The organism is Abditibacteriota bacterium (assembly GCA_017552965.1).
GTDB lineage: Bacteria > Armatimonadota > UBA5829 > UBA5829 > UBA5829 > RGIG7931.
Window position 1 is genome coordinate 1 of sequence record JAFZNQ010000045.1, and the last position, 24316, is coordinate 24316.

Annotated in this window: 14 protein-coding genes; 13 read left to right on the plus strand and 1 reads right to left on the minus strand. The window is 59.3% G+C overall.

Features of this window, described 5'->3' with window-relative positions:
- From IK083_04615 to IK083_04645, 7 genes are all read left to right on the plus strand, one after another.
- The coding region (locus tag IK083_04615; protein MBR4748838.1) for an Ig domain-containing protein at nt 1-381 on the plus strand (381 nt) is incomplete at its 5' end.
- 17 nt (nt 382-398) lie between these two features.
- A complete protein-coding gene (locus IK083_04620) occupies nt 399-2663 on the plus strand; it encodes an Ig domain-containing protein (GenBank protein ID MBR4748839.1) in 2265 nt (754 codons plus the stop codon).
- Between the two features lie 54 nt (nt 2664-2717).
- Nucleotides 2718-5483 carry an Ig domain-containing protein gene (locus IK083_04625; GenBank protein MBR4748840.1) on the plus strand — a complete coding sequence of 922 codons (2766 nt, stop codon included), beginning with the start codon at nt 2718-2720 and terminating at the stop codon, nt 5481-5483.
- A gap of 67 nt (nt 5484-5550) precedes the next feature.
- Nucleotides 5551-7767 carry an Ig domain-containing protein gene (locus IK083_04630; protein ID MBR4748841.1) on the plus strand — a complete coding sequence of 739 codons (2217 nt, stop codon included), beginning with the start codon at nt 5551-5553 and terminating at the stop codon, nt 7765-7767.
- Nucleotides 7768-8081: 314 nt separating this feature from the next.
- The gene (locus tag IK083_04635; GenBank protein ID MBR4748842.1) at nt 8082-9767 is read left to right on the plus strand and encodes an Ig domain-containing protein; all 1686 of its coding nucleotides are present in this window, start codon (nt 8082-8084) and stop codon (nt 9765-9767) included.
- A gap of 289 nt (nt 9768-10056) precedes the next feature.
- Nucleotides 10057-11802, plus strand: coding sequence for a hypothetical protein (locus IK083_04640; GenBank protein ID MBR4748843.1), 1746 nt, complete (start codon nt 10057-10059; stop codon nt 11800-11802).
- A gap of 57 nt (nt 11803-11859) precedes the next feature.
- Nucleotides 11860-14046 (plus strand): cellulase family glycosylhydrolase, encoded by a 2187-nt coding sequence (locus tag IK083_04645; GenBank protein ID MBR4748844.1) that lies wholly within the window; start codon nt 11860-11862, stop codon nt 14044-14046.
- A 480-nt stretch (nt 14047-14526) separates the two neighbouring features.
- Here IK083_04645 and IK083_04650 read toward each other — a convergent pair whose 3' ends face one another.
- Entirely contained in the window at nt 14527-15633 is a 1107-nt protein-coding gene (locus IK083_04650; protein ID MBR4748845.1) for a hypothetical protein, read from the minus strand.
- Between the two features lie 155 nt (nt 15634-15788).
- Here IK083_04650 and IK083_04655 point away from each other — a divergent pair, with 155 nt between their 5' ends.
- From IK083_04655 to IK083_04680, 6 genes are all read left to right on the plus strand, one after another.
- Nucleotides 15789-16379 (plus strand): GerMN domain-containing protein, encoded by a 591-nt coding sequence (locus tag IK083_04655; GenBank protein MBR4748846.1) that lies wholly within the window; start codon nt 15789-15791, stop codon nt 16377-16379.
- 9 nt (nt 16380-16388) lie between these two features.
- A complete protein-coding gene (gene murI / locus IK083_04660) occupies nt 16389-17165 on the plus strand; it encodes a glutamate racemase (GenBank protein MBR4748847.1) in 777 nt (258 codons plus the stop codon).
- Nucleotides 17149-17703, plus strand: a complete 555-nt coding sequence (locus IK083_04665; GenBank protein ID MBR4748848.1) for a hypothetical protein — start codon at nt 17149-17151, stop codon at nt 17701-17703. The genes murI and IK083_04665 overlap by 17 nt, the downstream gene beginning before the upstream one ends.
- A 121-nt stretch (nt 17704-17824) precedes the next feature.
- A complete protein-coding gene (locus tag IK083_04670) occupies nt 17825-19099 on the plus strand; it encodes a 2-hydroxyacyl-CoA dehydratase (protein MBR4748849.1) in 1275 nt (424 codons plus the stop codon).
- Nucleotides 19096-21999 carry a 2-hydroxyacyl-CoA dehydratase gene (locus tag IK083_04675; protein ID MBR4748850.1) on the plus strand — a complete coding sequence of 968 codons (2904 nt, stop codon included), beginning with the start codon at nt 19096-19098 and terminating at the stop codon, nt 21997-21999. The genes IK083_04670 and IK083_04675 overlap by 4 nt, the downstream gene beginning before the upstream one ends.
- 1170 nt (nt 22000-23169) lie before the next feature.
- On the plus strand, nt 23170-23925 hold the full coding sequence (locus IK083_04680) for a leucine-rich repeat protein (GenBank protein MBR4748851.1): 756 nt from the start codon (nt 23170-23172) through the stop codon (nt 23923-23925).
- Nucleotides 23926-24316: the final 391 nt, after the last annotated feature.

Genomic DNA, 24316 nt, shown 5'->3' on the forward strand with positions numbered 1-24316 from the left:
ACGGCTATAGCCACCGTGGACCAGAACGGCAAGGTCAAGGCCGTAGCCCCCGGCGCCACCACTATCCGGGTGAAGACCAAGGACGGCGGCTTTACCGCCAAATGCAAGGTGACGGTGCAGGAGCCCGCGGTCAGTGTGGAGGGCGTGACCCTGAACAAGACCAAGGTGACTCTGGACAAGGGCGCCTCCGTGACCCTGAAGGCCACCGTAGCCCCCGAAGGCGCCACCAACAAGGCGGTGACTTGGACCAGCTATGATACAAGCATAGCCACCGTGGACGCCAACGGCAAGGTAAAGGCCGTAGCTCCCGGCGCCACCACTATCCGGGTGAAGACCAAGGACGGCGGCTTTACCGCCAAGTGCAAGGTCACCGTCAAATAAGCAAGGGAGACTAAATCATGAGCAAATTCAAACTCGGAGCTTTTGCCGCTGCGGCTCTGGCTCTTTTGGCTATAGCGGCCTGGGCTGTCACCTGGAACGGCGCCACTACCATATTTTCGTCCCAGACCAGGGAAGACGAATATTATACTTCGTCGAAGGCCAACCAGAACTCCCTGCTCATAAGCACAGCCGGCACCGTGACGCTTAATGATACCATCACGGACAAGACCGGCGATTCATCCTCCGGGGACGACTGCAACTTTTACGGCATCAATTCCGGTATTATGTGCAAGGGCGGCGGCGTCACCTATATCAACGGCGGCTCTGTCACCACCGGCGCCACCGGCGCCAACGGCATCTTCAGCTACGGCGGCAACAGCGGTATGAACGGAGCGGCCGGGGACGGGACCACCGTGATCGTCACCGATACCGTGATCACAACTACGGGCGACTCGTCCGGCGGGATCATGACTACCGGCGGAGGCATTACCGAGGCTTATGATCTGTATATCAGCACCTCGGGAACTTCGTCGGCTCCGATCCGCACCGACAGGGGCGGGGGGACTGTGACCGTGCGCGGCGGGACCTACGAATCCACCGGTGCCGGTTCTCCCGCTATATACAGCACCGCTGCGGTGAGCGTTGAAAACGCGAATCTTGCCACCTCCGGTTCGGAGGCCGTGGTCATAGAGGGAGCCAACTCGGTCTATCTTTCGGAGTGTTACGTTGACGGCAACAACTCCCGCCTCAACGGCCAGTCCACCACCTATGACAACGTGAAGCTGTATCAGTCCATGAGCGGGGACGCCGCTTCGGGAACAGCTGTCTTCAACATGTACGGCGGCTCCATGATCTGCCGCAAGGGCAATATGTTCCACGTGACCAACACAGACGCGGTCATCGACCTGCAGGAGGTCAGCCTTGTCAACAGCTCCGACAACGTGCTGCTGGACGTTTCGGCGGACGCCTGGGGCACCTCGGGCAAAAACGGCGGCGCCGTGACGCTGAACGCCACAGACCAGAATCTGGAAGGCGAGATCAGGGTGGACAGCATTTCGAGCCTGACTATGACTATGACGGGCGACACCAGCTTTTCCGGCATGATCAATACCTCCGGGAAGCAGGGAACGGTAAAGGTGGTCATGGATGAGGATACCATCTGGAAGTTGGCAGGCGACAGCTATATATCAAGCCTTTCCAAAGACGATGACGCCCTTATCGACCTGAACGGCTACAGCCTGTACGTCAACGGCAAGCCCTATGAGCCGCCCTCGGTGGCAGTCACTGGGGTGAGCCTGAACAAAACGTCTGTCAAGCTCTCTGTCGGGGACACTTACCGCCTGACAGCGGCCGTGACCCCTTCGGGCGCAACGGATCAGAGCGTGACCTGGTCTTCGAGCGACAAGACCGTGGCCAAAGTATCCTCCGCCGGCAAGATCACGGCGGTGAGCGCAGGGACCTGCTATATCACCGTCAAGACCGTGGACGGGGGCTTCACGGCCAAATGCAAGGTGACGGTAAAAGCGGCCTCCGTACCCGTGACGGGCGTGACCCTGTCGGACGCCGATATCAAGCTGAAAAAGGGCGAGTCCGCGACTCTCACTGCGACTGTGTCCCCCTCGGACGCCACCGACAAGAACGTGACCTGGTCTTCGGACGACGCCTCCGTAGCCACCGTTTCTTCCGATGGAGTGGTGACCGCCGTGGGCGCCGGCACCGTCAAAGTGCGGGTGAAGACCAGGGACGGGGGCTTCACGGCCAAATGCAAGGTAAGGGTGACCGTGCCCGTCACAGGGGTCACTCTGAACAAAAAGGATCTGACTCTCACAAAGGGCGCCTCCGAAACTCTGACGGCGACCATAGCGCCCTCGGACGCCACCAACACAAACGTGAGCTGGAAGTCCTATGACGAGAGCGTGGCGACCATATCTGCCGACGGCACGGTGACCGCCGTGGGCGGCGGCAAGACCAAGGTGCGGGTGAAGACCAAAGACGGGGGCTTTACCGCCTACTGCTGGATCAGGGTGAAGGTCCCCGTCACGGGCGTCACCCTTGACAAGACCTCTCTGACCATTAGCAAGGGGTCCTCCGCTGCTCTCACCGCCACGGTAGCGCCTTCGGACGCCACCAAGAAGGATCTGAAATGGAAGTCCTACGACACCTCCATCGCCACCGTTGACGCCAACGGCAGGGTGAAGGGCGTGGCCAAGGGGACCACCACCATCCGGGTCCAGACCAAAGACGGCGACTATCGCGCCAAGTGCAAGGTGACGGTAAACTGAGATCATTAAGGCCGCGGCCTCTGGCCGCAGCCTTCTGCAATAAACGAGGTCATTATGAAAAAAACAATGTTATTATTCCTGGCGATCCTGGCTATTGCCCTGCCGGCAATAGCCGCCGGCGCATGGGAATGGAACGGGGCCACGGAGATCACCGGCCCCACTACCCAGTCGGGCAAGACCTATTCCTCCAATACCCGGGATCAGAACGCCCTGCTCATAAGCAACGCCGGGGAGGTGACCATCAACAACGCCACCGTCAACAAGAGCTACGGCTCCCTGCAGGCGGAGCTGTGCCGTTATTACGGCATCAACGCCGCCGTGGTGTGCGCCGGGGATGAAAAGAACTGCTCCGTGAACTTTAATCAGGGCAAGGTCACCGCCACGGGCGCCGGGGCAGCTGGCATATTCTGCTACTATGCCGACGCCTATATCGACCAATACGAGATATCCTCGGACAAGGAACGCGGCTGCGCCGCGGAATACCTTTCCTATATGGTCCTGACCAACAGCACGGTGAAGTCCGGCTCTCCCCTGGACTACTGCGCAGCCCTGGCTGCGGAAGACAGCAGCGCCATAGAGTTTTACAGCGGGACGGCGGAGGGCCTCTCAGGAGCTGCCGCAATATACTGCAATAACGGCGTGGTAAATGTCGATAATTCCATCGTTAAGGCCCACGAAGGCCCCGGCGTGGTCATGGAGCTGGAAAGCTCTGTAAATATGGCCGACTGCAATTTCCGGATGGAGCCCGAGAGCGAGAACCCTCCCTGCGCCGTCAAGATATACAATATCGAGGACAAGCCGCTGGAGAGCAAAGCCCTGTTCACCATGTCGGGCGGCTATCTGACCTCCCGCGATTGCTTTTACGTGAGCAACTCCAGGGCTCAGATATATCTGAACGACGTCTCTTTCCCCTTTGGCCAGACCGACACCTTCCTGTCTGCCGGTAAGTCGGAATACGGGACTCCCGGTCTGAACGGCGGCGACGTGGAGCTGAATATGTATGACCAGGAGTTCGCGGGGAACATATTCGTGGACGACATATCCACCCTGGACATGCGCATGGATGGGCAGTCCGCCTTCGAGGGCTGCATCAACAGCAACGGCCAGGAGGGCTATGTGAAGGTGACCATGACGGACCATTGCAGATGGGACCTCACTGCCGACAGCTATATCAGCGAGCTGGATACAGAGGACAGCCGGAACATAAGACTTAACGGCTATACCCTTTACGTCAACGGGGTCCCCTTTGACCCTTACGGCGTGACGGGGGTGGTCCTCAACAAGACCTCCGCTTCCATTACCGTGGGCGGGACCATTACTCTTGTGGCTTCCGTGACCCCTTCCTGGGCAGCCGACAAGGCCGTGACCTGGCAGAGCTATGACAAGACCGTGGCCACCGTGGACCAGAACGGCAAGGTGAAGGGCGTAGCCCCCGGCACCACCACCATAAGGGTCAAGACCAAGGAGGGGGGCTTCACCGCCAAATGCAAGGTGACGGTGAAGGAACCCACGGTGGCCGTAACGGGAGTGACGCTGGATAAGACTTCCGCTTCCGTAGCAGTGGGGAAGACCGTGACGCTTACGGCCGCGGTGGCACCTTCCAACGCCACCGACAAGAAGGTGACCTGGTCAAGCTATGACAAAAGCATAGCCACGGTGGACTCTGCGGGCAAGGTGACGGGAGTGGCTCCCGGCACTACTACCATAAGAGTGAAGACCAAGGACGGGGGCTTTACAGCCAAATGCAAGGTGACGGTGAAGGAGTCTGCCATAGCCGTAACGGGGGTGGTCCTCAACAAGACCAAGGCGACTCTGGACGCGGGGGCCACGGTGACCCTGAAGGCCACGGTAACGCCTTCCGACGCCACGGACAAGAGCGTGACCTGGCAGAGCTATGACAAGACCGTCGCCACGGTGGACGCAAACGGCAAGGTGACGGGCATAGCGCCCGGCGCCACCACCATACGCGTCAAAACCAAGGACGGGGGCTTTACCGCCAAATGCAAGGTGACTGTGAATGAGCCCTTGGTGCCCGTAACGGGAGTGACCCTCAACAAGACCAAGGTGACTCTGGTAATGTGGGAGACCGTGACCCTGAAGGCTACGGTATCCCCCTCGGACGCCGCCAACAAGAAGGTGACGTGGAGCAGCTACGATGCGGGCATAGCCACGGTGGACAGCTCGGGCAAGGTGACGGCCGTCTCTCCCGGCGCCACCACCATACGCGTGAAGACCAAGGACGGGGGCTTCACCGCCAAATGCAAGGTGACCGTGATCGTGCCCGAAGTGCATGTGACGGGAGTGGCTCTGGACCAGAGCTCACTGACCATTGCGGGGGGAGACTGCGCGACCCTTACGGCTACCGTATACCCTTACGACGCCACCAACCGGAAGGTGACCTGGCAGAGCTATGACGAATCCATAGCCTATGTGGATTCCGACGGCGTGGTGACGGGCTTGTTTCCCGGCGCCACCACCATACGCGTGAAGACCGAGGACGGGGGCTTTACCGCCAAGTGCAAGGTGACGGTGACGGACCCGGTGGCTCCCGGCGCCAAGGTTGAAGGTGTGCGGCTGGACCGGACCTCCCTGACCCTGAAGTACCTGGGCAGCGAGGAAGAAACCACCGCAGTCCTGACGGCCACGGTGCTGCCCCCCGACGCCGCCAACAAGGAAGTGACCTGGATGAGCTACGACGCCGGCATAGCCGACGTGGACCAGCGCGGCAGGGTGCGAGGTATCTCTCCCGGCACAACGACAATACGCGTCAAGACCAAGGACGGCGGCTTCACCGACAAGTGCAAGGTGACGGTCAACTGAGACCATAACGGCCGCGGCCGGACAGGCCGCAGCCTCTGCAATAAGCGAGATCATTATGAGAAAAACAATGCAATTATTACTGGCGGTCTGCGCCGCGTTCGTGTTGTGCGCGGCTGCCCCGGCCGTGACCTGGAACGGGGCCACGGAGATCACCGGCCCCACTACCCAGTCGGGCAAGACCTATTTCTCCAATACCCGGGATCAGAACGCCCTGCTCATAAGCAACGCCGGGGACGTGACCATCAACAACGCCACCATCAACAAGAGCTACGGCTCCCTGCAGGCGGAGCTGTGCCGCTATTACGGCATCAATTCCGCCGTGGTGTGCAACGGCTATGAAAAAAAATGCTCCGTGGAGTTCAACAAGGGTACCATAACAGCCACCGGCGCCCATGCTGCCGGCATCCTGTGCTACTACGCCGATGCGTGGCTGGACCATTACACCATTTCTTCGGACAAGGACCGGGGCGTTGCCGCGGAGGTGATGTCCTGTATCTATTTGACCTCCAGCAAGGTCACCTCCAAATCGCCTTTGAGCTACTGCGGAGCCCTGGCGGCGGAGGGCGGCAGCGCCATTGACTTCTGTGAAGGGACGGCAGAGGGCCTCTCCGCTGCTCCCGCAATATACTGCGGCATCGGCCAGGTAAGCGTGCGGGATTCCTGCGTCAAGTCCCACGAAGGCCCCGCCATAGTCCAGGAGGCCGGGAGCGAGGTATATCTGTCCGGCTGTCCTCTTCTGGTGGAGCCGGAGAGCGAGAACCCTCCCTTTGCCGTGAAGATATACAACGAGACGGCGGAATATGACGGCACGGCGTCCTTATTCAGCATGAAAGACGGATACGTTAAAGGTTCCGACCTGTTTTACGTGACCAACGCCAAGGCTCAGATATTCCTGGAAAACACGAATCTCATGCCTCTTGACGGGACCACCTTCCTGGCAGCCGGGGCTTCGGAATACGGGACCGACGGACACAACGGCGCCGACGTGGAGCTGAATATGTATTACCAGCAGGGCGGCGGCGATATATTCGTGGACGGCATATCTTCCCTGAATATGCTCCTGGACGGGCAGTCCCTGTTTTCCGGCAGCATCAACAAATACGGCCAGGAGGGCTATGTGAAGGTGACCGTGAACAGCCTGAGCACCTGGGAGCTCACCGATGACAGCTATATCAGCGAGCTGGATATCAGGGGCAGCTACAACATCAACCTCAACGGCCATACCCTTTACATAGACGGAGTCCCCTTTGACCCCGCCGCCCACGTGACCGGCGTCACCCTGAACAAGACCTCCGTTACCCTGAAAACAGGCGAGACCGTGACCCTCGAGGCCACCGTGGCTCCTTCCTTCGCAGCCAACAAGGAAGTGATCTGGCAGAGCTACGATACCGCCATAGCCACGGTGGACAAGAACGGCAAGGTGAGGGCCGTGGGCGCCGGCACTACCACCATAAGGGCCAAGACCAAGGACGGGGGCTTTACTGCCAAATGCAAGGTGACGGTGAAGGACCCGGTGATCCCCGTGACGGGCGTGGCCCTGGATAAGACCAAGGTGACCGTGGACAAGGGGAAGACCGTCACTCTCGCCGCCACGGTATCTCCTTCCAACGCCACCGACAAGAAGGTGACCTGGTCAAGCTATGACAAGGCCATAGCCACGGTGGACTCTGCGGGCAAGGTGACGGGAGTGGCTCCCGGCACTACTACCATAAGAGTGAAGACCAGGGACGGGGGCTTTACCGCCAAATGCAAGGTGACGGTAAAGGAACCCACGGTGGCCGTAACGGGAGTGACGCTGGATAAGACTTCCGCTTCCGTAGCAGTGGGGAAGACCGTGACGCTTACGGCCGCGGTGGCGCCTTCCAACGCCACCAATAAGACCGTGAGCTGGACCAGCTATGACAAGGCCATAGCCACGGTGGACTCTGCGGGCAAGGTGACGGGAGTGGCTCCCGGCACCACCACCATCCGGGTCAAGACCAAGGACGGGGGCTTTACAGCCAAATGCAAGGTGACGGTGAAGGAGTCTGCCATAGCCGTAACGGGCGTGGCTCTCAATAAGACCTCCGCCACGGTGACCACGGGCGGGACCCTGACCCTGAAGGCCACGGTGGCGCCCTCCGACGCCGCCAACAAGAAGGTGACCTGGTCGAGCTACGATACGAGCATAGCCACGGTGGACAGCTCCGGCAAGGTGACGGGAGTGGCTCCCGGCACCACCACCATCCGGGTCAAGACCAAGGACGGAGGCTTTACCGCCAAATGCAAGGTGACCGTGAAATAAAAAGGGATCTCTTGTGTGATATACGGCAGCTGCCGGCAAAACCGGCAGTAAGTGTAAAAAAAGCGGCATTGCGCCGCTTTTTTATTTGTTCTGCGCCTGTAAGGCTCATTTGATGAATTCAGCGTTTACAAGAGCATAGCCGTTTTTGTATTGTGGCGGTGTCAACAAGTATCTGAAAAAACCGGCTTATCCGGCGGTCCCGGCCGCCTTGATCCGGCTTGCTTTTTTCGAAAAAACAGTATATACTATATATACCATAAAAAAAAAGGGCCGCTTCAGCTCTTGCGGCCGGACGTGAAAAGAGGATGCGACACATGAAAAAGATCCTTATTACCATTAGCGTTTTTATTCTGGCGGGGGCTTTGTGGGCCGCCGGCGATTTCTTCAATGAGACGGGCGTCAAGAGGGCGGCTGTCACCGGCGTGACTCTCAATAAGACGAGCCTGACCCTGACGAAGGGTGCCTCCGAGACCCTGACGGCCACGGTGCTGCCCTCCGGGGCTTCGGACAAGACCGTGACCTGGGTGAGCTATGACGAGACCGTCGCCACCGTCAGTTCCTCCGGCAAGGTGAAGGCCGTGGCTCCCGGCGCCACCACCGTGCGGGTGAAGACCCGCGACGGCGGCTTCACCGCCAAATGCAAGGTGAAGGTGGTCATTCCCGTGACGGGCCTCAGCGTGACTCCCTCTTCCCTGACCGTGATAAAGGGCCAGACCGCCGCCATCCTCGCCAAGGTCTCCCCTTCCTCCGCCACGGACAAGACCGTGACCTGGGTGAGCTATGACGAGACCGTCGCCACCGTCAGTTCCGCCGGCGTGGTGAAGGGCAAGGCTCCCGGCACCACCACCGTGCGGGCCAAGACCAAGGACGGGGGCTTCACCGCCAAGTGCAAGGTGAAGGTGGTCATCCCCGTGACGGGCCTCAGTGTGACTCCCACCTCCCTGACCGTGGAAACGGGCAAGACCAAAAGCATCACCGCCAAGGTCTCCCCTTCCTCCGCCTCGGACAAGACCGTGACCTGGATAAGCTATGACGAGACCATCGCCACCGTCAGTTCCGCCGGCGTGGTAAAGGGCGTCAAGGCAGGCTCCACCACCGTGCGGGCCAAGACCAGGGACGGGGGCTTCACCGCCAAGTGCAAGGTGACTGTAAAGGACCCCAAGGTGGCCGTCACAGGCTTGACTCTGGACAAGTCCTCCGCCGTGGTGGGGCCGGGCCAGACTCTGGCTCTCAAAGCCACGGTCTCTCCCTCCAACGCCACGGACAAGACCGTGACCTGGATAAGCTATGACGAGACCATCGCCACCGTCAGTTCCGCCGGCGTGGTAAAGGGCGTCGCCGAAGGCGCCACCACCGTGCGGGCCAAGACCGTGGACGGGGGCTTTACCGCCAAGTGCAAGATCACCGTAAAGAAGATAGGCGTCACCGGAGTCTCTGTGAGCCCCTCTTCCCTGTCTCTGGAGGTCGGGGACACGGCAGAGCTGACCGCCGCCGTGAAGCCCGCCAACGCCTATTACAAGACCGTGAGCTGGAAGAGCGACGACAAGGCCGTGGCTGCCGTGACGAGCAAGGGAGTGGTAAAGGCTGTGGCCGAGGGCACCGCCAATATCACCGTCACCACCGCCGACGGCGGCTATACCGCCAAATGCGCCGTGACCGTGACCCCCTCCACTCAGTCCGTGACCAAGATCACCCCCGAGGACGAGACTCTCGATCCCATGGGGCAGGTCATAAAGGTCAGGGTCAAGCTGTCCGCCGCCAACAAGGACAAGGCCGTCACCTACAAGTGGACCGTCAACGGCGGCTCGGCCAAGGGGATCATAGTGAACGCCGACGATCCCGTGGAGTCTCCCGCCACCGGCAGGGAACGGGTATATACCCAGCGGGTAAAGATCGCCGACGAGGACAGGAATATAGTCCTGAAGGTTTACGTGGATTCCAATCTTATAGGTACTCTGAAATACGTGCAAAAAAGAGCCGCGCCCCCCTCAATATTGTAAAATCGGAGCATTTTAGCAAATCAGGGCCCGCAAGGGCCCCTGTTTTGTGCGGTTTGCAGGCTATTTTGCAGGCTCGGTTTTTTTTAGGAAAAAATCTATATTTTTTTAATTTTTCGCGGAACTCTCCCCGGGAACCCTGCGTCTGTATATATGTATTTCGTAGTATATGTTTCATTAGTCGATCTCTTATGGTTGCGGGGCAGGGACTTAGTTATCCCTGCCTTTTTTTTTCGTCTGAGCCCTCCGGATGTGGTATAATAAAAGCATAAGACCTATCTGGAGGACTATGATGAAACAGTTACTGTTGGCTGCAATTCTTTGTTTTTTGGCCTGCGCAGCCCTGGCTATGAGTACCGACGTCACCGACTTCGGCGCCGTGGCGGACAGGACTACGGACTGCACCGCCGCCTTTCAGGCGGCTATAGACGCCTGCCATGACAGCAAGGGAGGCGTGGTCAGCGTGCCCACGGGCTATTACTGCCTGAAGGGGCGCATAGTTGTCAGGGACGGCGTGATCCTGAAGGGCACCTACGAGGCCCCTCCCACCAACGGGCCCGGCAACAGGACCCATCAGGACGTGGATATGAAGGGCAGCGTGCTCATGGCCTACGCGGGCAAGGACGACCCCGAGGGCGAGCCCTTTATCCGGCTCTCGGGCGACAACGCGGGAGTGCAGGGGCTCATCATCTACTATCCCGAATGGCTCCAGGAGACCGTGCCGCCCATCCCCTATTCTCCCTGTATCTTCGGCTCCGACGGCAACAACCAGTCGGTGGTGAACTGCAATCTGCTGAACCCCTACGTGGGGATCAAATTTCACTCTTCCCACAGGATGCACATTTCCGGCGTGCAGGGCTATCCCATCAAGACGGGCATATCCATCGACGAGTGCTACGACATCTGCCGCATCGAAAACATACATTTCTGGCCCTACAACGTGATCTACAGGGCCGACGACCCCTACTGCAAATGGATCAATCAAAATGGCACCGCCTTTGAGTTTGCCCGCACGGACTGGCAGTATTGCACCAACACCTTCTGCTTCGGCTACAATGCGGGCTACAGGTTCGTGGATCTGGGCCACGGCGGCTGCAACGGCAGCTTTTTGTGCATAGGCGCCGACAGCTGCGTGAACGCGGTCTCGGTGGAAAAGCTGCAGAGGATGGGGCTGGCCATCACCAACGGCGAATTTGTGGGCCGGTGGTCCAGCACCGATTCCTGCACCGTGGATATCAAGCCGGAGGCCGACGGCAAGGTGGGCCTCTCCAACTGCACCTTCTGGGGTCCCATCGACACCTGCATCAGAAGCGCGGCGCCCAAGGGGGTGCTGTCCGTAAGCGGCTGCAATTTCGTGAGCTGGAACATCAACAGCGACGATTCGCCGGCCATCAGCCTGAGGGAAGGCAAGGCGGTGATCACAGGCAACACCTTCGCAGCCAACACTCTCCACGTGGACGTGCAGAAAAACGTGAAGTCTGCCGTCATCACGGACAATCTGGCCGACAACGACTTTGCGGTCAACAACGCCATAGGCAGAAAGGCGAAGATCGAGGGCAATATGCCCGAACCCTTTGTCCCCTCTCCGGCTGATCTGGTCAACTATACCCTGGACTTTCAGGGTGACGCGGAAGCGTCTATGATAAAAGGCTTCGAGGGGGCGGAAAGCCGCTTCGGCGGCATGCGCTGGTCTCACGCCGAATCCTCGGTGACCCTGCCGGCGCTGCCCGACACGGAATATACCCTGTCCATGTATCTCCACGTGCCCGGATACGCCCTGTCTGAGACCTCCGGCATTTACTGCGGAGACGACTGCGTCATAAAGCTGGACAAGGAGCAGGTCAAGACCCTTTCCGGCAAGGTCAAGACCGGCAAGGGACAGAAGACCCTGACGCTGGATATCAGGGTCAAGGGCTGGGTGCCCATGGAGCAGGAAGAGGGCTCCACCGACCCCAGAGAGCTGGGCGTGGGCGTGATGCAGATAAAGCTGGAGAGCAAAAAAGGCGCTCCCTTCTTCAACTTCAACAGAGAAAAATAGACGTATGTTCATTACTCATTACCGGGGCGCTCAGGCGCCCCTTTTTGGGAGGACTCCATGAGAGGCTGGTGGTGGGCCCTGATGGTGTGTGTCTGCGCGTCCTCAGCCCTGGGGGCAGAGTGGCAGACCGAGTGTTTTCGCTGCAGCGCCCTGGTGAGAGAGACCGGGGACGGGGCGGAGCTGGTGTATGACTTCGGCTCCAACGACGGCTCCTACGCCATATGCCAAAAGAGGGTGGAGGCGCCGGCAAAGGCGGAGGCCCTGGAGCTCTGTATAAAAAAGCCCGCGGACCACGGCCTCAACCTGAGAGTGTGGGACCAATACGGCGAATGCTTCCAAAAGCCTGTGGGCGTTCCCGCCTGTGCGGACTGGCAGCAGATCACCGTGGCTCTCGACGGCTATCCCGAGCACTGGGGCGGGGACCAAAACGGTGTCTTTGACGGCCCGCCCTCCGCCATAGGCTTTGCGGTCACCAAAGGCATGAGCGCCGGCAGCAAGGGCGTCTTTGCCTTCAGGGATCTGCGGTTCGTGAGCCTGCCTCCCGCTGAGCCGCAAAGGCATATAGCCGTGACCCCGGACTGGACCCTGCGGGAGGGCAAGGCGGTATTTGAGGTGGCTCTGTCCGGCGACGCCGGCCCCGCCGTCCTTTTCGCCGAGTTCCGGGACTCCCGGGGCCGGCTCGCGGGCCTTGAGACCCGCCGGGTGACTATCCCCGAAGGCGGGACGGTCTCCGAGACCTTTGTCAGGCCTGTGGAGCTGATGCTGGAGGGGACCTTTTACACCGACGCTGCCCCTTGGATATTCGCCTCGGCAACGGAGCCGGGCCCGGCGGAAGAGCGCCGCTCCGTGTGCGCGGTAAAGCCTCCCTCCGGCGCCGTCCCTGCTTCCGGCGTGTCGGGAACGGCCCTGGGCATGGGGGTCTATCTCTGCAGGCGCCGGGACCCGGCCGGCGATCATGAGGACCTTCGCCGGACGGCCGCCCTGGCCGCGGCGGCGGGAGTGCGGTGGATCAGGGAAGAATTTACCTGGCCCGCCATAGAAAAAGAAAAGGGCAGGCCGGACTTTGCTTTTTATGACAGGCTGGTCAGGGAGGCCCGGGCGGCAGGCCTGAATATCTGCGGCCTCATCTGCTATTACGCCGACTGGGCGGCTCCCGCCTCGGAGGAAGCCAACGATGAGTTTTGCCGTTTTGCGGGGCAGCTGGCGGCAAGGTATAAAAACGACGTCAGATACTGGGAGATCTGGAACGAGCCCAACGGCGGCTTTTATCCCTGGGATATGGACCGCTATTTTGATCTCCACAGGCGCTGCAGCGAGGCCATCAAAAAAGCGGATCCCTCCCTGCAGGTCATAGGCTGCTCGTCCGCCGCCGGAGACCCGGACTTCATCAGACGGGCGGCGGCTGCCGGCTGCCGCTTTGACATAGCCTCCTCCCATCCCTACCGCACGGCCCTGGTGGACCCTCTGCTGACCGGGCAGCTGGCCGACACCGTGTCGGCGGCCGCCGAAGGGGGCAATCCCGGCAGAGTCTGGCTGACGGAAATGGGCTGGCCCACTCACCTCGGCGGCGGACAGCCGGAGCGGAGACAGGCGGAATATTTGGTGCGGGCCTATATGGACGCCCTTTCCGTGCCGGGTGTGGAAAACGTGACCTGGTACGACTTCATAGACGACGGGGACGATACCGGGGAGATGGAGCACAATTTCGGCATAGTTCACAGAGACCGGCGTCTCAAGCCCGCCTTTTTGGCCTATCGGACCATGGCCCTGGCTGTGGGAGACAAACGATACGCCGCCTCGCCCTTTGCCGGTGAGGGGATCACCGCCCGCCTGTGGAAGGGAGAGTCCCAGGCCGTGTGCCTTTGGCCGGAGCAACAGGGCTGGTATCTCACGGACTGCCCCGGCGGCTGCGCCGTGACGGACATATACGGCGAGCCCCTGCCGGCTCCGGTGTTTCTGCAGGCCGGACAGCCTGTGTTTGTCACGGGCAGGGACCTGACGGGCCTCTGCGCCCGCCGGCTGGACGCCCATTTTGACTTTACCCTGCAGGCCGGCGAAAAGACCCGGCCTGCGCTGCCCGTGGGTATGGCTCTCAAGGCTGTATATCTGCCGGAGGGGGTGCGGTTCCGGGACGGGGTCATATGGGCGGACAAGGACATACGGGAACCGGCGAAGGCATATTTTGAAGCCGGAGGCTGCCCTCTGACCGTGGACGCGCTGCCCGAAAACCTGTTCGTCCCCTGATCTCTGCGCCTTTTGTCCCGTTCAATAATGCGTCATCCAGGCGTCTGGGGAGCAGCCGTATTGGTCAGCTCCCAGATCTGTGGCAGTGATTTCTCTTGCAGGATCTTCGATCCTGCAAGAGAAATCTTATATGTCATCCCGTCCCCAAGCCCGCAGGGCTTGGGGACGGGATCCCCTTCGATAGGAACGCGAGCCAAGGCGTCTCTTCTGTCCCGTTCAATGTTCTGACCGCCGGCTCTTCTCCGCCTTTTACGGCCCACAAATGTCTTTCGTCATCTCGGCGCTCCCGGAAGCGTTTCATTGCCCCGCTTATACGGCCCCTCCCACCGGCCCTCTCCGGCTTTGCCGGAGAAAGGAAAGGGCCGGCGGGCCCCACCGTGGATCCCTGACCCAAAACGGCAAAAAGCATTCGCTTTTTATTACATAGCCGTTTTGGGCGGGATGACGCGGGGTTGCAGGCATGGACGCTTCCGCCGGCGGTCAGTCTCCGTTGATCTCGTTGACCAGCTCTGTGATGGCGGCGATCTTGTCTATCTCGCCCACCGAGGAAATTTCGTCGGAGACTCCCAGCACCAGGCGGGGAGCAAACATGCCGATGATCCTGCGGGTGAACTCCAGCAGATCCTTCAGAGGGTAGTCCCTGAGAAAATATATGGCGGGGATGAGGTCCAGGCAGACTATCTCGTCGCCCACCGCCTCCTTTACTTCCTCGGGAGTGATGTTGCCCATGGGGGCAAAGGTGAGGGCCTCCACCGAGTCCAGGCCGCTGTCCTGCAGATAGGGCAGCATGGTGTGGGAGTTGCCGTCCCAGTGGCTGTGGACAAAGCGGCCGGCCTTGTGAAAGCGTTCCGACAGCCTCTGCCAGCGGGGGAGCATATACTTTTTCAGGATGGGAGGCGGAGTGAATTCGTCGGTGGCGTGGTCGCCCAGATTGAATATTTTGCAGTCCAGCTCCAGGGCGGCGTCCAGCATCCTGTCGTCCCGGCGGTCGCAGGCCTCCAGATATTCCTCCACCGCCTCCGGATAGTCATAGGTGAGGTAGGACGCGTCTATCAGGCCCGCCCAGTTTTTGATGAGCTCCGTATAGCCGGCGGAGCCCAGGATGATGGCGGGCTCGCCTCTGTCTCCCATCAGCCCGGCGTAGTGGCCGAACACCTCTTTGTTGGCCCGGACGAGGGTATGCTCCGTGAGGTAGGTGACCACCTTCAGCTGTTCGGGAGTCTTGACCGGAAAGTCCTCTATCCTCTGGTTCGTCACTTTGCCCTCGTCGTCAAACACCAGATGATACACCGTGGTCAGGCTCCCCGCGGGGGTGTCTATGGTGACGAACCTTTGGCTGCCCTTTATCTCGTCACGGCCCTGTATGCCGGCGTCTGGGTCGTGATAATACTCCACCCCCACGCTGGCCGCATAGCGTACCGAGCAGTCCAGGGCGTCATACAGCTCCAGATGTCCGCAGGAGCGGTATTTGTCGGGAAGAGTGCCCTGCTCTTTGTTTTTGAAATACCATTCTTCCAGCCTCGGCTGCCAAAGGACCTTGTCGGTCTTGTGTTCAAATATCGCCAGGTTCAGCTCTTTTTTAGTCATAGTCTGTCTCCGTCGGGCGGCTCTGTCGGGCCGCGTGTCAAATACATTATACCATTTTTTTGGCCCGGCCGCCCCGGGACCGGGCGCTCTTTAAGAAAACCTCAAAAGGTGCTATAATAATAGTGAACGATCCTCTATTCTTTACGGTTGACATTATGAAAAACAGATTCCTGGGGTGCCTGATACTCTTTGTGATAGGCGCCGGTCTCGTGGTAGGCGCCTATTTTGCGGGCAACGCCTTTGGCAGAAAGTATTCGGCGGAGATCTCCGCCGACAAGCCTCGGGTCATGGAGTCCGTACAGCCTTCGGTCCCCGACAAGGCTGCGGGCGTGCCTCTTTCACGGGGGAAGATCACCCTCTATATCCCCGATGAAAAGCAGGGCGAGGCGGCTGTCAGGTCTGTGCCCGGGGGCTTGCCGGACGATCCGGCCGGAGACAAGCTTACTCAGAGCATGGTGCTTTTGGTAAAAAGGCTGGTCCGGGACGGCATTCTCCCCCCCGACACCAGGCTGGTGGGCAAGGTGCGCGTCAGGAACTCCGTGGCCTCCGTCGATTTTTCCGAAGAGATAAGGGGATTTTCCGGCAGCACTCTCGAAGAAGCCCAGCTGGCCAACAGCCTGGCCTCTACCGCCGTGGCCAACGGCGAGGGAGTGCAGAAGATACGCATACTGGTGTGCGGCTCCAAAGTAGAGACCCTGGGCGGGCATCTGGATCTCTCCGAGCCCTTCGGTCCCGATCTGCAATAGGGAGCGGGGATGATACACAGAATAGGCTTGTATGACTCGGGCGTGGGCGGCCTGTCCGTGGCCAGAGAGGTGCGCAGGGCGCTGCCCCGCGCGGATATGATATATGTGGCCGACACCTGCCACGTGCCTTACGGAGGCAGGCCCTTTTCGGACATAAAGGCTTTTTCGGCTGGCATAGGCGCCTTTCTCATGTCACGGGGTATAGACCTGCTGATCATAGCCTGCAACGTCTCCTCTGCCGTGGCCTGCGGAGACCTGCGAAACAGATATCCCGGCGTGCCGGTGGTGTCCATGATCGAGCACGGCGCCCGGGCGGCCCTGGAGGGCCGCAGCGTCGGGATCCTGGCCACCGAGGGCACTGTGAAGAGCGGCGCTTATCCCGCCGCTTTGAGGGCCATGGGCTTTGGCGGAGAAGTGGTGCAGGAAGCCTGCCCCGAGTTTGTCCCGCTGGTAGAGGGCTCTCTGCTGGACACTCCCGAATGCAGGGAGGCCTGCGAAAGGCATTGCTCCCGGGTAAGCCATACGGACACGGTCATTCTCGGCTGCACCCACTATCCCCTGATGGGGCGCCGGCTGCGGGACTGTCTGCCCGGCTGCCGGATAGCCGATCCCGCCGTCAGCGTGGCAGAGTCCCTGTCCCGCGAGGAGTCCCGGGGGTCCGGCTCCCTGACCTGCTACACCACCGGAGACAGGGACAGCTTTGAGCAGACTGCCGCGCTGTTTGTCCCCGGCATATCCGCCGCATCTGTCGTATGGAGGGACGGCTGCCTTGAAGAAGACGACTAACTATGACCTGCACCTGAAAAGGCTGTTTTTGTGGGAATACTTTTTCGAAGCGGCGGCATTGGGCGCCGTGCTGTATTCCTACAGATACGTGTTTTTTCTCCACGGCGGTCCCGACCTGCTGAAGCTGGTCATGGGGCTGGCGTCCCCCGTGGTCATAGTGCTGATATTCGTCAGGATCAACCTGGTCAACTTCAAGGGGGTGCTCTCCGCCATTCCCGCCGAGGCTCTGGAGCCGGCGGTGGTGGAGCATATCATCAAGATGACCGCCTTTATGAACGTGAGGGACGAGGCCATGCTGAAGGCTGCCGAAGGCATAGTGCTCATGGACAAGGAGCAGCTGATGGAGATAGCTCCCAGGCTGATGCTGCGGTTTATACGCCTGTGCTACGTCAGCAACAGAAACGTGCTCACAGACGCGGCCCGCTACGTGGCCGAAGTCACCAAAGAGCCGGCCTACGTCACGGCCGTGGACAACAACGGGCTCCACTGGCTGGGGCGTTTGGCAAACACAGAAGATCCGGACAAAAAGGACGTGTGACCGTGAAAAAGATATATGCATTTGCAGACGCCTCTGCCGCGAGGGCTCAGGCTGTCGGCGGGCGGCGCGGCGCAGCGCCGAAGGACGCCCGGGCCCGGAGGGCCTGTTAGCCGGTACTGCCATGGACAAGCGAACACAAGAGCCTGCGGGACACGGCTTCACCAACCCCGAGTTCACCCGGGAGATGCGCAAGACCTACAGCATTCTCGCGCCGGATATATTTCCCATCCACATGGACCTCATCCGGCGTATCTTCAGATCCTACGGCTACAACATAGAGATACTCCGGTCCCGGGGCAAGCAGATCATAGAAAAGGGCCTCGAGCACATACACAACGACATGTGCTATCCCCTGATATGCATCGCGGGCCAGCAGCTCAGCGCTCTGGCCTCGGGGGAATACGACCCGGACAAGAGCGCCCTCATCATGTTTCAGACCGGCGGCGGGTGCCGCGCCTCCAACTATATCTGGCTGCTCCGAAAGGCGCTCAGGAGCATGGGCATGGAGCAGGTGCCCGTGATCAGCCTGAGCCTGAACCGCATGGAAAGGTCCGGGGGCTTCAGGGTGTATCCCATGATGCTGGTCAAGACCATGGTAGCCATCATCTACGGCGATCTGCTGATGCTGCTCCGCAACCAGGTCCGCCCCTACGAAAAGGTGAAGGGGGAGACCGAGCGGACACTGAAAAAATGGTCCGAACGGCTCACGGACGAATTCCGCAAAAACAAGGGCCTCTTCGGCAGAGCCTTCAAAAACAACCTGCGGGCCATAGCCGGAGACTTTGACTCGATACCCACCACAGACGTCAAAAAGACCAAGGTGGGCATAGTGGGCGAGATATACGTGAAGTATTCTCCCCTGGGCAACAACGGCTTGGAGGAGCTGCTGGACAGCCTGAACTGCGAATATATGGTGCCCGGCGTGCTGGGCTTCTTTCAGTTCATGTTTGACAACCGGCTCACCGACCAGAAGCTCTATGGCGGCAGCCGGGCGGGAGCCTGCGTGGCCGCTCTGGGAGGCCTGGTGGCCCGGCGCATAGAGAAGACCTTTACCGACGTGCTCCGGGAGTTCCCCCGCTTCACCGCCCCGGCGCCCTTTGAGCGCATCAGGGAGCTGGGGAGCGCCGTGATCGGCAGAGAGGTGAAGATGGGAGAAGGCTGGCTGCTGCCCGCCGAGGCGGCGGAGCTGATAGAAAACGGCTACAACAACATCATCTGCGTCCAGCCCTTCGGCTGCCTGCCCAACCACATAGTGGGCAAGGGCACCATGCGCACCCTCAAGAAGCTGTATCCCCATGCCAATATATGCCCCATCGACTACGACTCCGGCGCCTCCGGGGTGAATCAGGAAAACCGCATAAGGCTCATGCTGGCCATGGCAGAGGAACAGCAATGAAACGCCTGGGGATAGACATAGGCTCCACCACCATGAAATGCGTGGTGGTGGATGAGGAGGGCCGGCTGCTCTTTTCCGACTATGACAGGCACATGGCCCGAATAGGCGAAAAGCTGACAGCCCTGCTGGACAAGGCGGCAAAAGCCTTTCCCGGCGAGGAAATGGCGGCCGCCGTCACGGGCTCTGCGGGAATGGGCGTATGCCGCAGGCTGGGGCTGCCCTTCGTGCAGGAGGTGTATGCCGCCCGGCTGGCTGTAAAAAGGCTCATGCCCGGGACGGACACGGTCATAGAGCTGGGAGGCGAGGACGCAAAGATCCTGTTTCTCAGGGACACCGAGGTGCGTATGAACGGCACCTGCGCCGGCGGCACGGGAGCCTTTATCGACCAGATGACCGAGCTGTTGTCCCTGACGCCCGCCGAGATGGAGCAGGCGGCTGAAAAGTGTGAGAAGATATACACCATAGCTTCCCGCTGCGGAGTGTTTGCCAAGTCGGACATACAGCCCCTGCTGAACCAGGGGGTCCGCAAGGAGGACGTGGCGGGCAGCATCTTTTACGCCGTGGTCAACCAGACCATCGCAGGGCTGGCACAGAGCCGGGAGATCTCCGGCAACGTGCTGTATCTGGGAGGGCCCCTGACCTTTTTCCCCTATCTCCGCGAAGCCTTTGACAAGACCCTGGGCCTCAGGGGAGTATGTCCCCCGGACTCCCTGTTTTACGCCGCCATGGGAGCCGCCTTTTCTCCCGCCGCAAAACCCATGTTTCCCGGAGTCCCGGCGGACGCCGCCGACTTTTCCGAAGAAGGCTGGCCCCACTGCCCGCCCCTGTTCGCCGACAGAGAGGAATACGACAGGTTTGCGGCCAGGCACGAGGCCGACTCCGCCGGCCTGACCTTTCTGGACCGGCCCCGGGGCACCATGTTCCTGGGCATAGACGCGGGCTCCACCACGGTGAAGGCCCTGCTCACGGACAGCGAGGGCAACATCTTTTTCCCCATGTACACCCAGGGCAGCGGAGATCCGGTGGGCTGCATCAGGAAGTATCTCCTGGAGCTCTATGACAAATGGCCCGACGTCCGGATAGGCGGCTCCGCCGTCACCGGCTACGGCGAGCAGATCATCCAAAACGCCTTTTCCGCGGATATGGGCGTGGTGGAGACCATAGCCCACTTTACCGCCGCCTCCCGTTTTTGTCCCGACGTGGATTTTATTATAGACATAGGCGGACAGGACATCAAGTGCTTTCACATCCGCAACAGGGCCATAGACAGCATCTTTCTCAACGAAGCCTGCTCCTCCGGGTGCGGCTCCTTTTTGCAGACCTTTGCCGCGGTGCTGGGCTTCGGCCCGTCTGAATTTGCCCAAAAGGCCCTGTTTGCCGACAGGCCCGTGGACCTGGGCAGCCGCTGCACCGTGTTTATGAACAGCTCGGTCAAGCAGGCCCAGAAGGACGGGGCGTCCCTGGAAAACATATCCGCCGGGCTGGCGGTCAGCGTGGTGAAGAACGCCCTTTACAAGGTGATCCGCTGCGCCGACCCCTCCCGGCTGGGAGAGCATATAGTGGTGCAGGGCGGCACCTTTCTCAACGACGCGGTGCTGAGGGCTTTTGAGCAGGAGACGGGCAAGCAGGTCCTCAGGCCCTCCGTGTCCGGGCTGATGGGCGCCTACGGCGCCGCCCTCTACGCTATGGAGCGCCGGCCAGCCAAAAGCTCCCTCTGCGGCCCGGAAGAGCTCAGAAACTTTGAACACAAGACCCGGGCCGTGACCTGTCAGGGCTGCTCCAATCACTGCGGGCTGACGGTGAACACCTTTTCCGGCGGCCGGAGGTTCATCGCCGGCAACCGGTGCGAAAAGCCCCTGCAGCTCTCCAGCTCCCTGAAGCCTCTGGACCTGTATCGCTACAAGTATTCCCTGTTGGAAGGATATATGCAGGGGGAGATCGTTCCCGGCAAGACCAACGTGGGCCTGCCCATGGGGCTCAATATGTATGAGCTGCTGCCCTTCTGGCACACCCTGTTCAGCGAGCTGGGCTTCAATCCGGTGGTCAGCGGCAGGTCCGACTACGGGCTGTATGTCAGCGGCCAGCACACCATCCCTTCGGACACGGTGTGCTATCCGGCCAAGCTGCTCCACGGCCATATGGAGCGCCTCATAGCCATGAAGCCGGAGATCATCTTCTATCCGGGCATGAGCTACAACGTGGATGAAAAACGGGGCCGCAACCATTACAACTGCCCGGTGGTGGCCTATTATCCGCGGCTCATAGGCGCCAACGTCCGGATACCCGAAGGCGTCCGCTATATAGACAGATTCATCGGCCTGGCTGACAGGAAGGGCTTCCCCGCCAGATTCCGGCAGCTCATGAAGGAAGAAGGCTTTGTTCTTGCGCCCGGCGACGTAAAGGCGGCCGCCAGGGCAGCCTTTGCGGAATACGACGGCTATATGCGCAGGGTCAGAGAGCAGGCGGCAGAATATTTGCGTGAAGCGGAAAAGGACGGCCGGCCGGTCATCGTGCTGGCGGGCAGGCCCTATCACGTGGACCCGGAAGTCAACCACGGCATCAACACCCTTATCACCCAGCTGGGAGGAGTGATAGTCACCGAGGATTCGGTGGCGGATCTGGCAGGCCCCGTGGAGACCACGGTCCTCGATCAATGGACCTATCATTCCCGGCTCTATACCGCGGCGGAATGGACCGCCCGCCAGAGCGACAGGGTGAACCTGGTGCAGCTGGTGAGCTTTGGCTGCGGCGTGGACGCCGTGACCAGCGACGAGGTGAGGGCCATACTGGAAAGCCGCGGCAAGCTCTACACCCAGATCAAGATAGACGAGATCACCAACCTCGGCGCGGTGAAGATACGGCTGCGGAGCCTCTTTGCCGTGGCCGGAGTCAAGAGCTGACGCCCGGCAGAGAGGTGTCTTTCGCGGGCGCTGCGGTTTCTCTTGCAAGATCGGAGAACTTGCAAGAGAAACCTTTTTTGTCATCCCGGCCCCAAGCCCTGCGGGCTTGGGGCCGGAACCCCCTTCAACAGAGCCGCGAGCCCCGGCAACGGCCAAGCCCAACAGGACAAAAGCCCCGCTCTTCCCGTCAACCCGACAGCCCTCTCCAACCTCATCCCGGCGATCGTTCTTCGATCGAGGGCTTTTGTTTTCTCTCTGCAAAGCCGCAGGCTTTGCAGAGAGAAAACTTTTTCGTCATCTCGGCGCGGCCGGCAATAGGATCTTCAGGCCGGCCGCGGCAAGAGATCCCAGGAGGGGCCCTCCGGCCCGTTCCTTGCTCCGTCGGAGACGGAGAGGGCCGGTGGGAGGACCCTGGCTCATGTCCATGCGGGAAGTGCGTTTGCTGATAGCGGAAGGGGGCCATTCGGCGGAGGACAGTAAAACCCCCGAACAAAAATCTTCATAAAAAACTTCCGCCTCATGCCCGCCGATCTGCGGCGGTTTTCCCCTACTCCCGTGCGACGATCCTACAAAACCACGCACTGAAAACCCTATTCCCTACGCATATCATACAAATATTCGGCCTCTGGTCTAACCAAAGCCCCGATATGTCCAATAAAAGTTTAGACAGAAGTTTGCGTTTTTTTTTTTCTACTGTATAATGATAACTGATTAATCACTGGTTATTATAGAGAGGTGAAAAATGTGTAAAGAACGAAACTGGTACTGGATGGCCAGCCCGGATCAGGGAAAAGGCGAAATGTGGAAATGGGCCGACCAGGAAAAAGCTGATGAAATTAGATTCGAAAAGCTGGACGCAAACGACAACTCCATGCGAAACAAAGACTCATTCGAGGCCTGCCGGCCCAACGACATGCTGTTTTTGTATGAATCGGGAGTAGGCTCAGAAGAGCTTTGTCGGGATCGGAAGAGTGAAATCGGAGGACGCCCAGTATATGTACGTTGAATATATATTCAAGCTCATTCGCCCTGTCGGGCTGAAGAAAGCGGAGAGAATCTGCAAAAATCTCGAATATACATTGAATTCCAAAGGCCCTTATCCGAGGCTTTGCAAGGTAAGCCCCGAAAACGCAGAACGATTATTGTCTTATATAATGGGAGATAAGTAAAATGGCCGTATTACGCTGTCCGAATTGCCACCATCAGATCGCTTACAACGCCAAAAGATGTTATCACTGCGGATTGGAATATACTTCAACCATGCACTTCATTGCTCTCGATAACATGTCTAAGGAGATCGCTGAGGAGCGTGCGCAAGCACTTGAATTCCGAAAAGAAAACCCATTTATTATAGACGAAGAAGGTATCTTAAAGAAATACATAGGATTAGACAAAGATGTAAAGATCCCGGACGGGGTAACGCAAATCGGTGAGTATGCGTTTGAGGAATGCAGCATCAATACTGTAATCATCCCCGATAGTGTGACCGCAATAGATCGCTGTGCTTTTAAAAACTGTAAATCTTTGACCAAGGTCACCATCCCCAAAAGTGTGACCGCAATAGGATTCTGGGCTTTTGAAAACTGTAAATCTTTGACCAAGGTCACCATCCCCTGCAGGGAGAACGAAATTGATCACCATGCATTTGTAGGCTGTTATCATCTGACCGAGCTCACCATCCATGGGAACAAGATAGATCTTGAGAAAAATGATCCATTTCGAATCTCAGAACTCGACACACTAAGTCTTTTTCTGTTTTGTCTATTTTTTGGTTTTCTTGGAGTACATAAGTTTGTTGAAGGCAAAACCGGCATGGGGATTTTATATGCTTGTACCGCCGGCTTATTTTATATAGGGTGGCTCGCAGATCTTGTTGGTTACATAGTTCTATTATCTAAGGGGGTGAAGTGGGTTATTCCAAAATGAGAGTGCACCTGTCCTCTCTATCAAGACACTATTTCGGTTTTTTATAGTAAACATTAATCTACATTATAAGCCCCGGCAGGCGCTGTGCACCTGCCGGGGCTTATAATTGAGCCGAGATGACATTGGGTTGTCAGTACAACGCCGCCGCTGGGATGACCGGAGAAAAATGGGGATCGGCGGCGGGGAAAACGGTGTCATCCCGGCCCCAAGCCCTGCGGGCTTGGGGCCGGAACCCCCTTCAATGGAACCGCGAGCCCCGGCAACGGCCAAGCCCAACAGGACAAATCCCAAGTGGTTCCTGGGCTCTTGGATCTTTACTTTTCCCGTTGATCCTGCCGAAAATGTCTTTACTTTTTCCTGTCGGGGGCGTATAATAAGTAAAGAAAAGCGA

What these genes read in the sequence shown, in the direction of transcription:
- IK083_04620 (MBR4748839.1), top strand. Translation starts at nt 399, where the DNA reads ATGAGCAAATTCAAACTCGGAGCTTTTGCCGCTGCGGCTCTGGCTCTT.
- IK083_04625 (MBR4748840.1), top strand. Translation starts at nt 2,718, where the DNA reads ATGAAAAAAACAATGTTATTATTCCTGGCGATCCTGGCTATTGCCCTG.
- IK083_04630 (MBR4748841.1), top strand. Translation starts at nt 5,551, where the DNA reads ATGCAATTATTACTGGCGGTCTGCGCCGCGTTCGTGTTGTGCGCGGCT.
- IK083_04635 (MBR4748842.1), top strand. Translation starts at nt 8,082, where the DNA reads ATGAAAAAGATCCTTATTACCATTAGCGTTTTTATTCTGGCGGGGGCT.
- IK083_04640 (MBR4748843.1), top strand. Translation starts at nt 10,057, where the DNA reads ATGAAACAGTTACTGTTGGCTGCAATTCTTTGTTTTTTGGCCTGCGCA.
- IK083_04645 (MBR4748844.1), top strand. Translation starts at nt 11,860, where the DNA reads ATGAGAGGCTGGTGGTGGGCCCTGATGGTGTGTGTCTGCGCGTCCTCA.
- IK083_04650 (MBR4748845.1), bottom strand. Translation starts at nt 15,633, where the DNA reads ATGACTAAAAAAGAGCTGAACCTGGCGATATTTGAACACAAGACCGAC.
- IK083_04655 (MBR4748846.1), top strand. Translation starts at nt 15,789, where the DNA reads ATGAAAAACAGATTCCTGGGGTGCCTGATACTCTTTGTGATAGGCGCC.
- murI (MBR4748847.1), top strand. Translation starts at nt 16,389, where the DNA reads ATGATACACAGAATAGGCTTGTATGACTCGGGCGTGGGCGGCCTGTCC.
- IK083_04670 (MBR4748849.1), top strand. Translation starts at nt 17,825, where the DNA reads ATGGACAAGCGAACACAAGAGCCTGCGGGACACGGCTTCACCAACCCC.
- IK083_04675 (MBR4748850.1), top strand. Translation starts at nt 19,096, where the DNA reads ATGAAACGCCTGGGGATAGACATAGGCTCCACCACCATGAAATGCGTG.
- IK083_04680 (MBR4748851.1), top strand. Translation starts at nt 23,170, where the DNA reads ATGGCCGTATTACGCTGTCCGAATTGCCACCATCAGATCGCTTACAAC.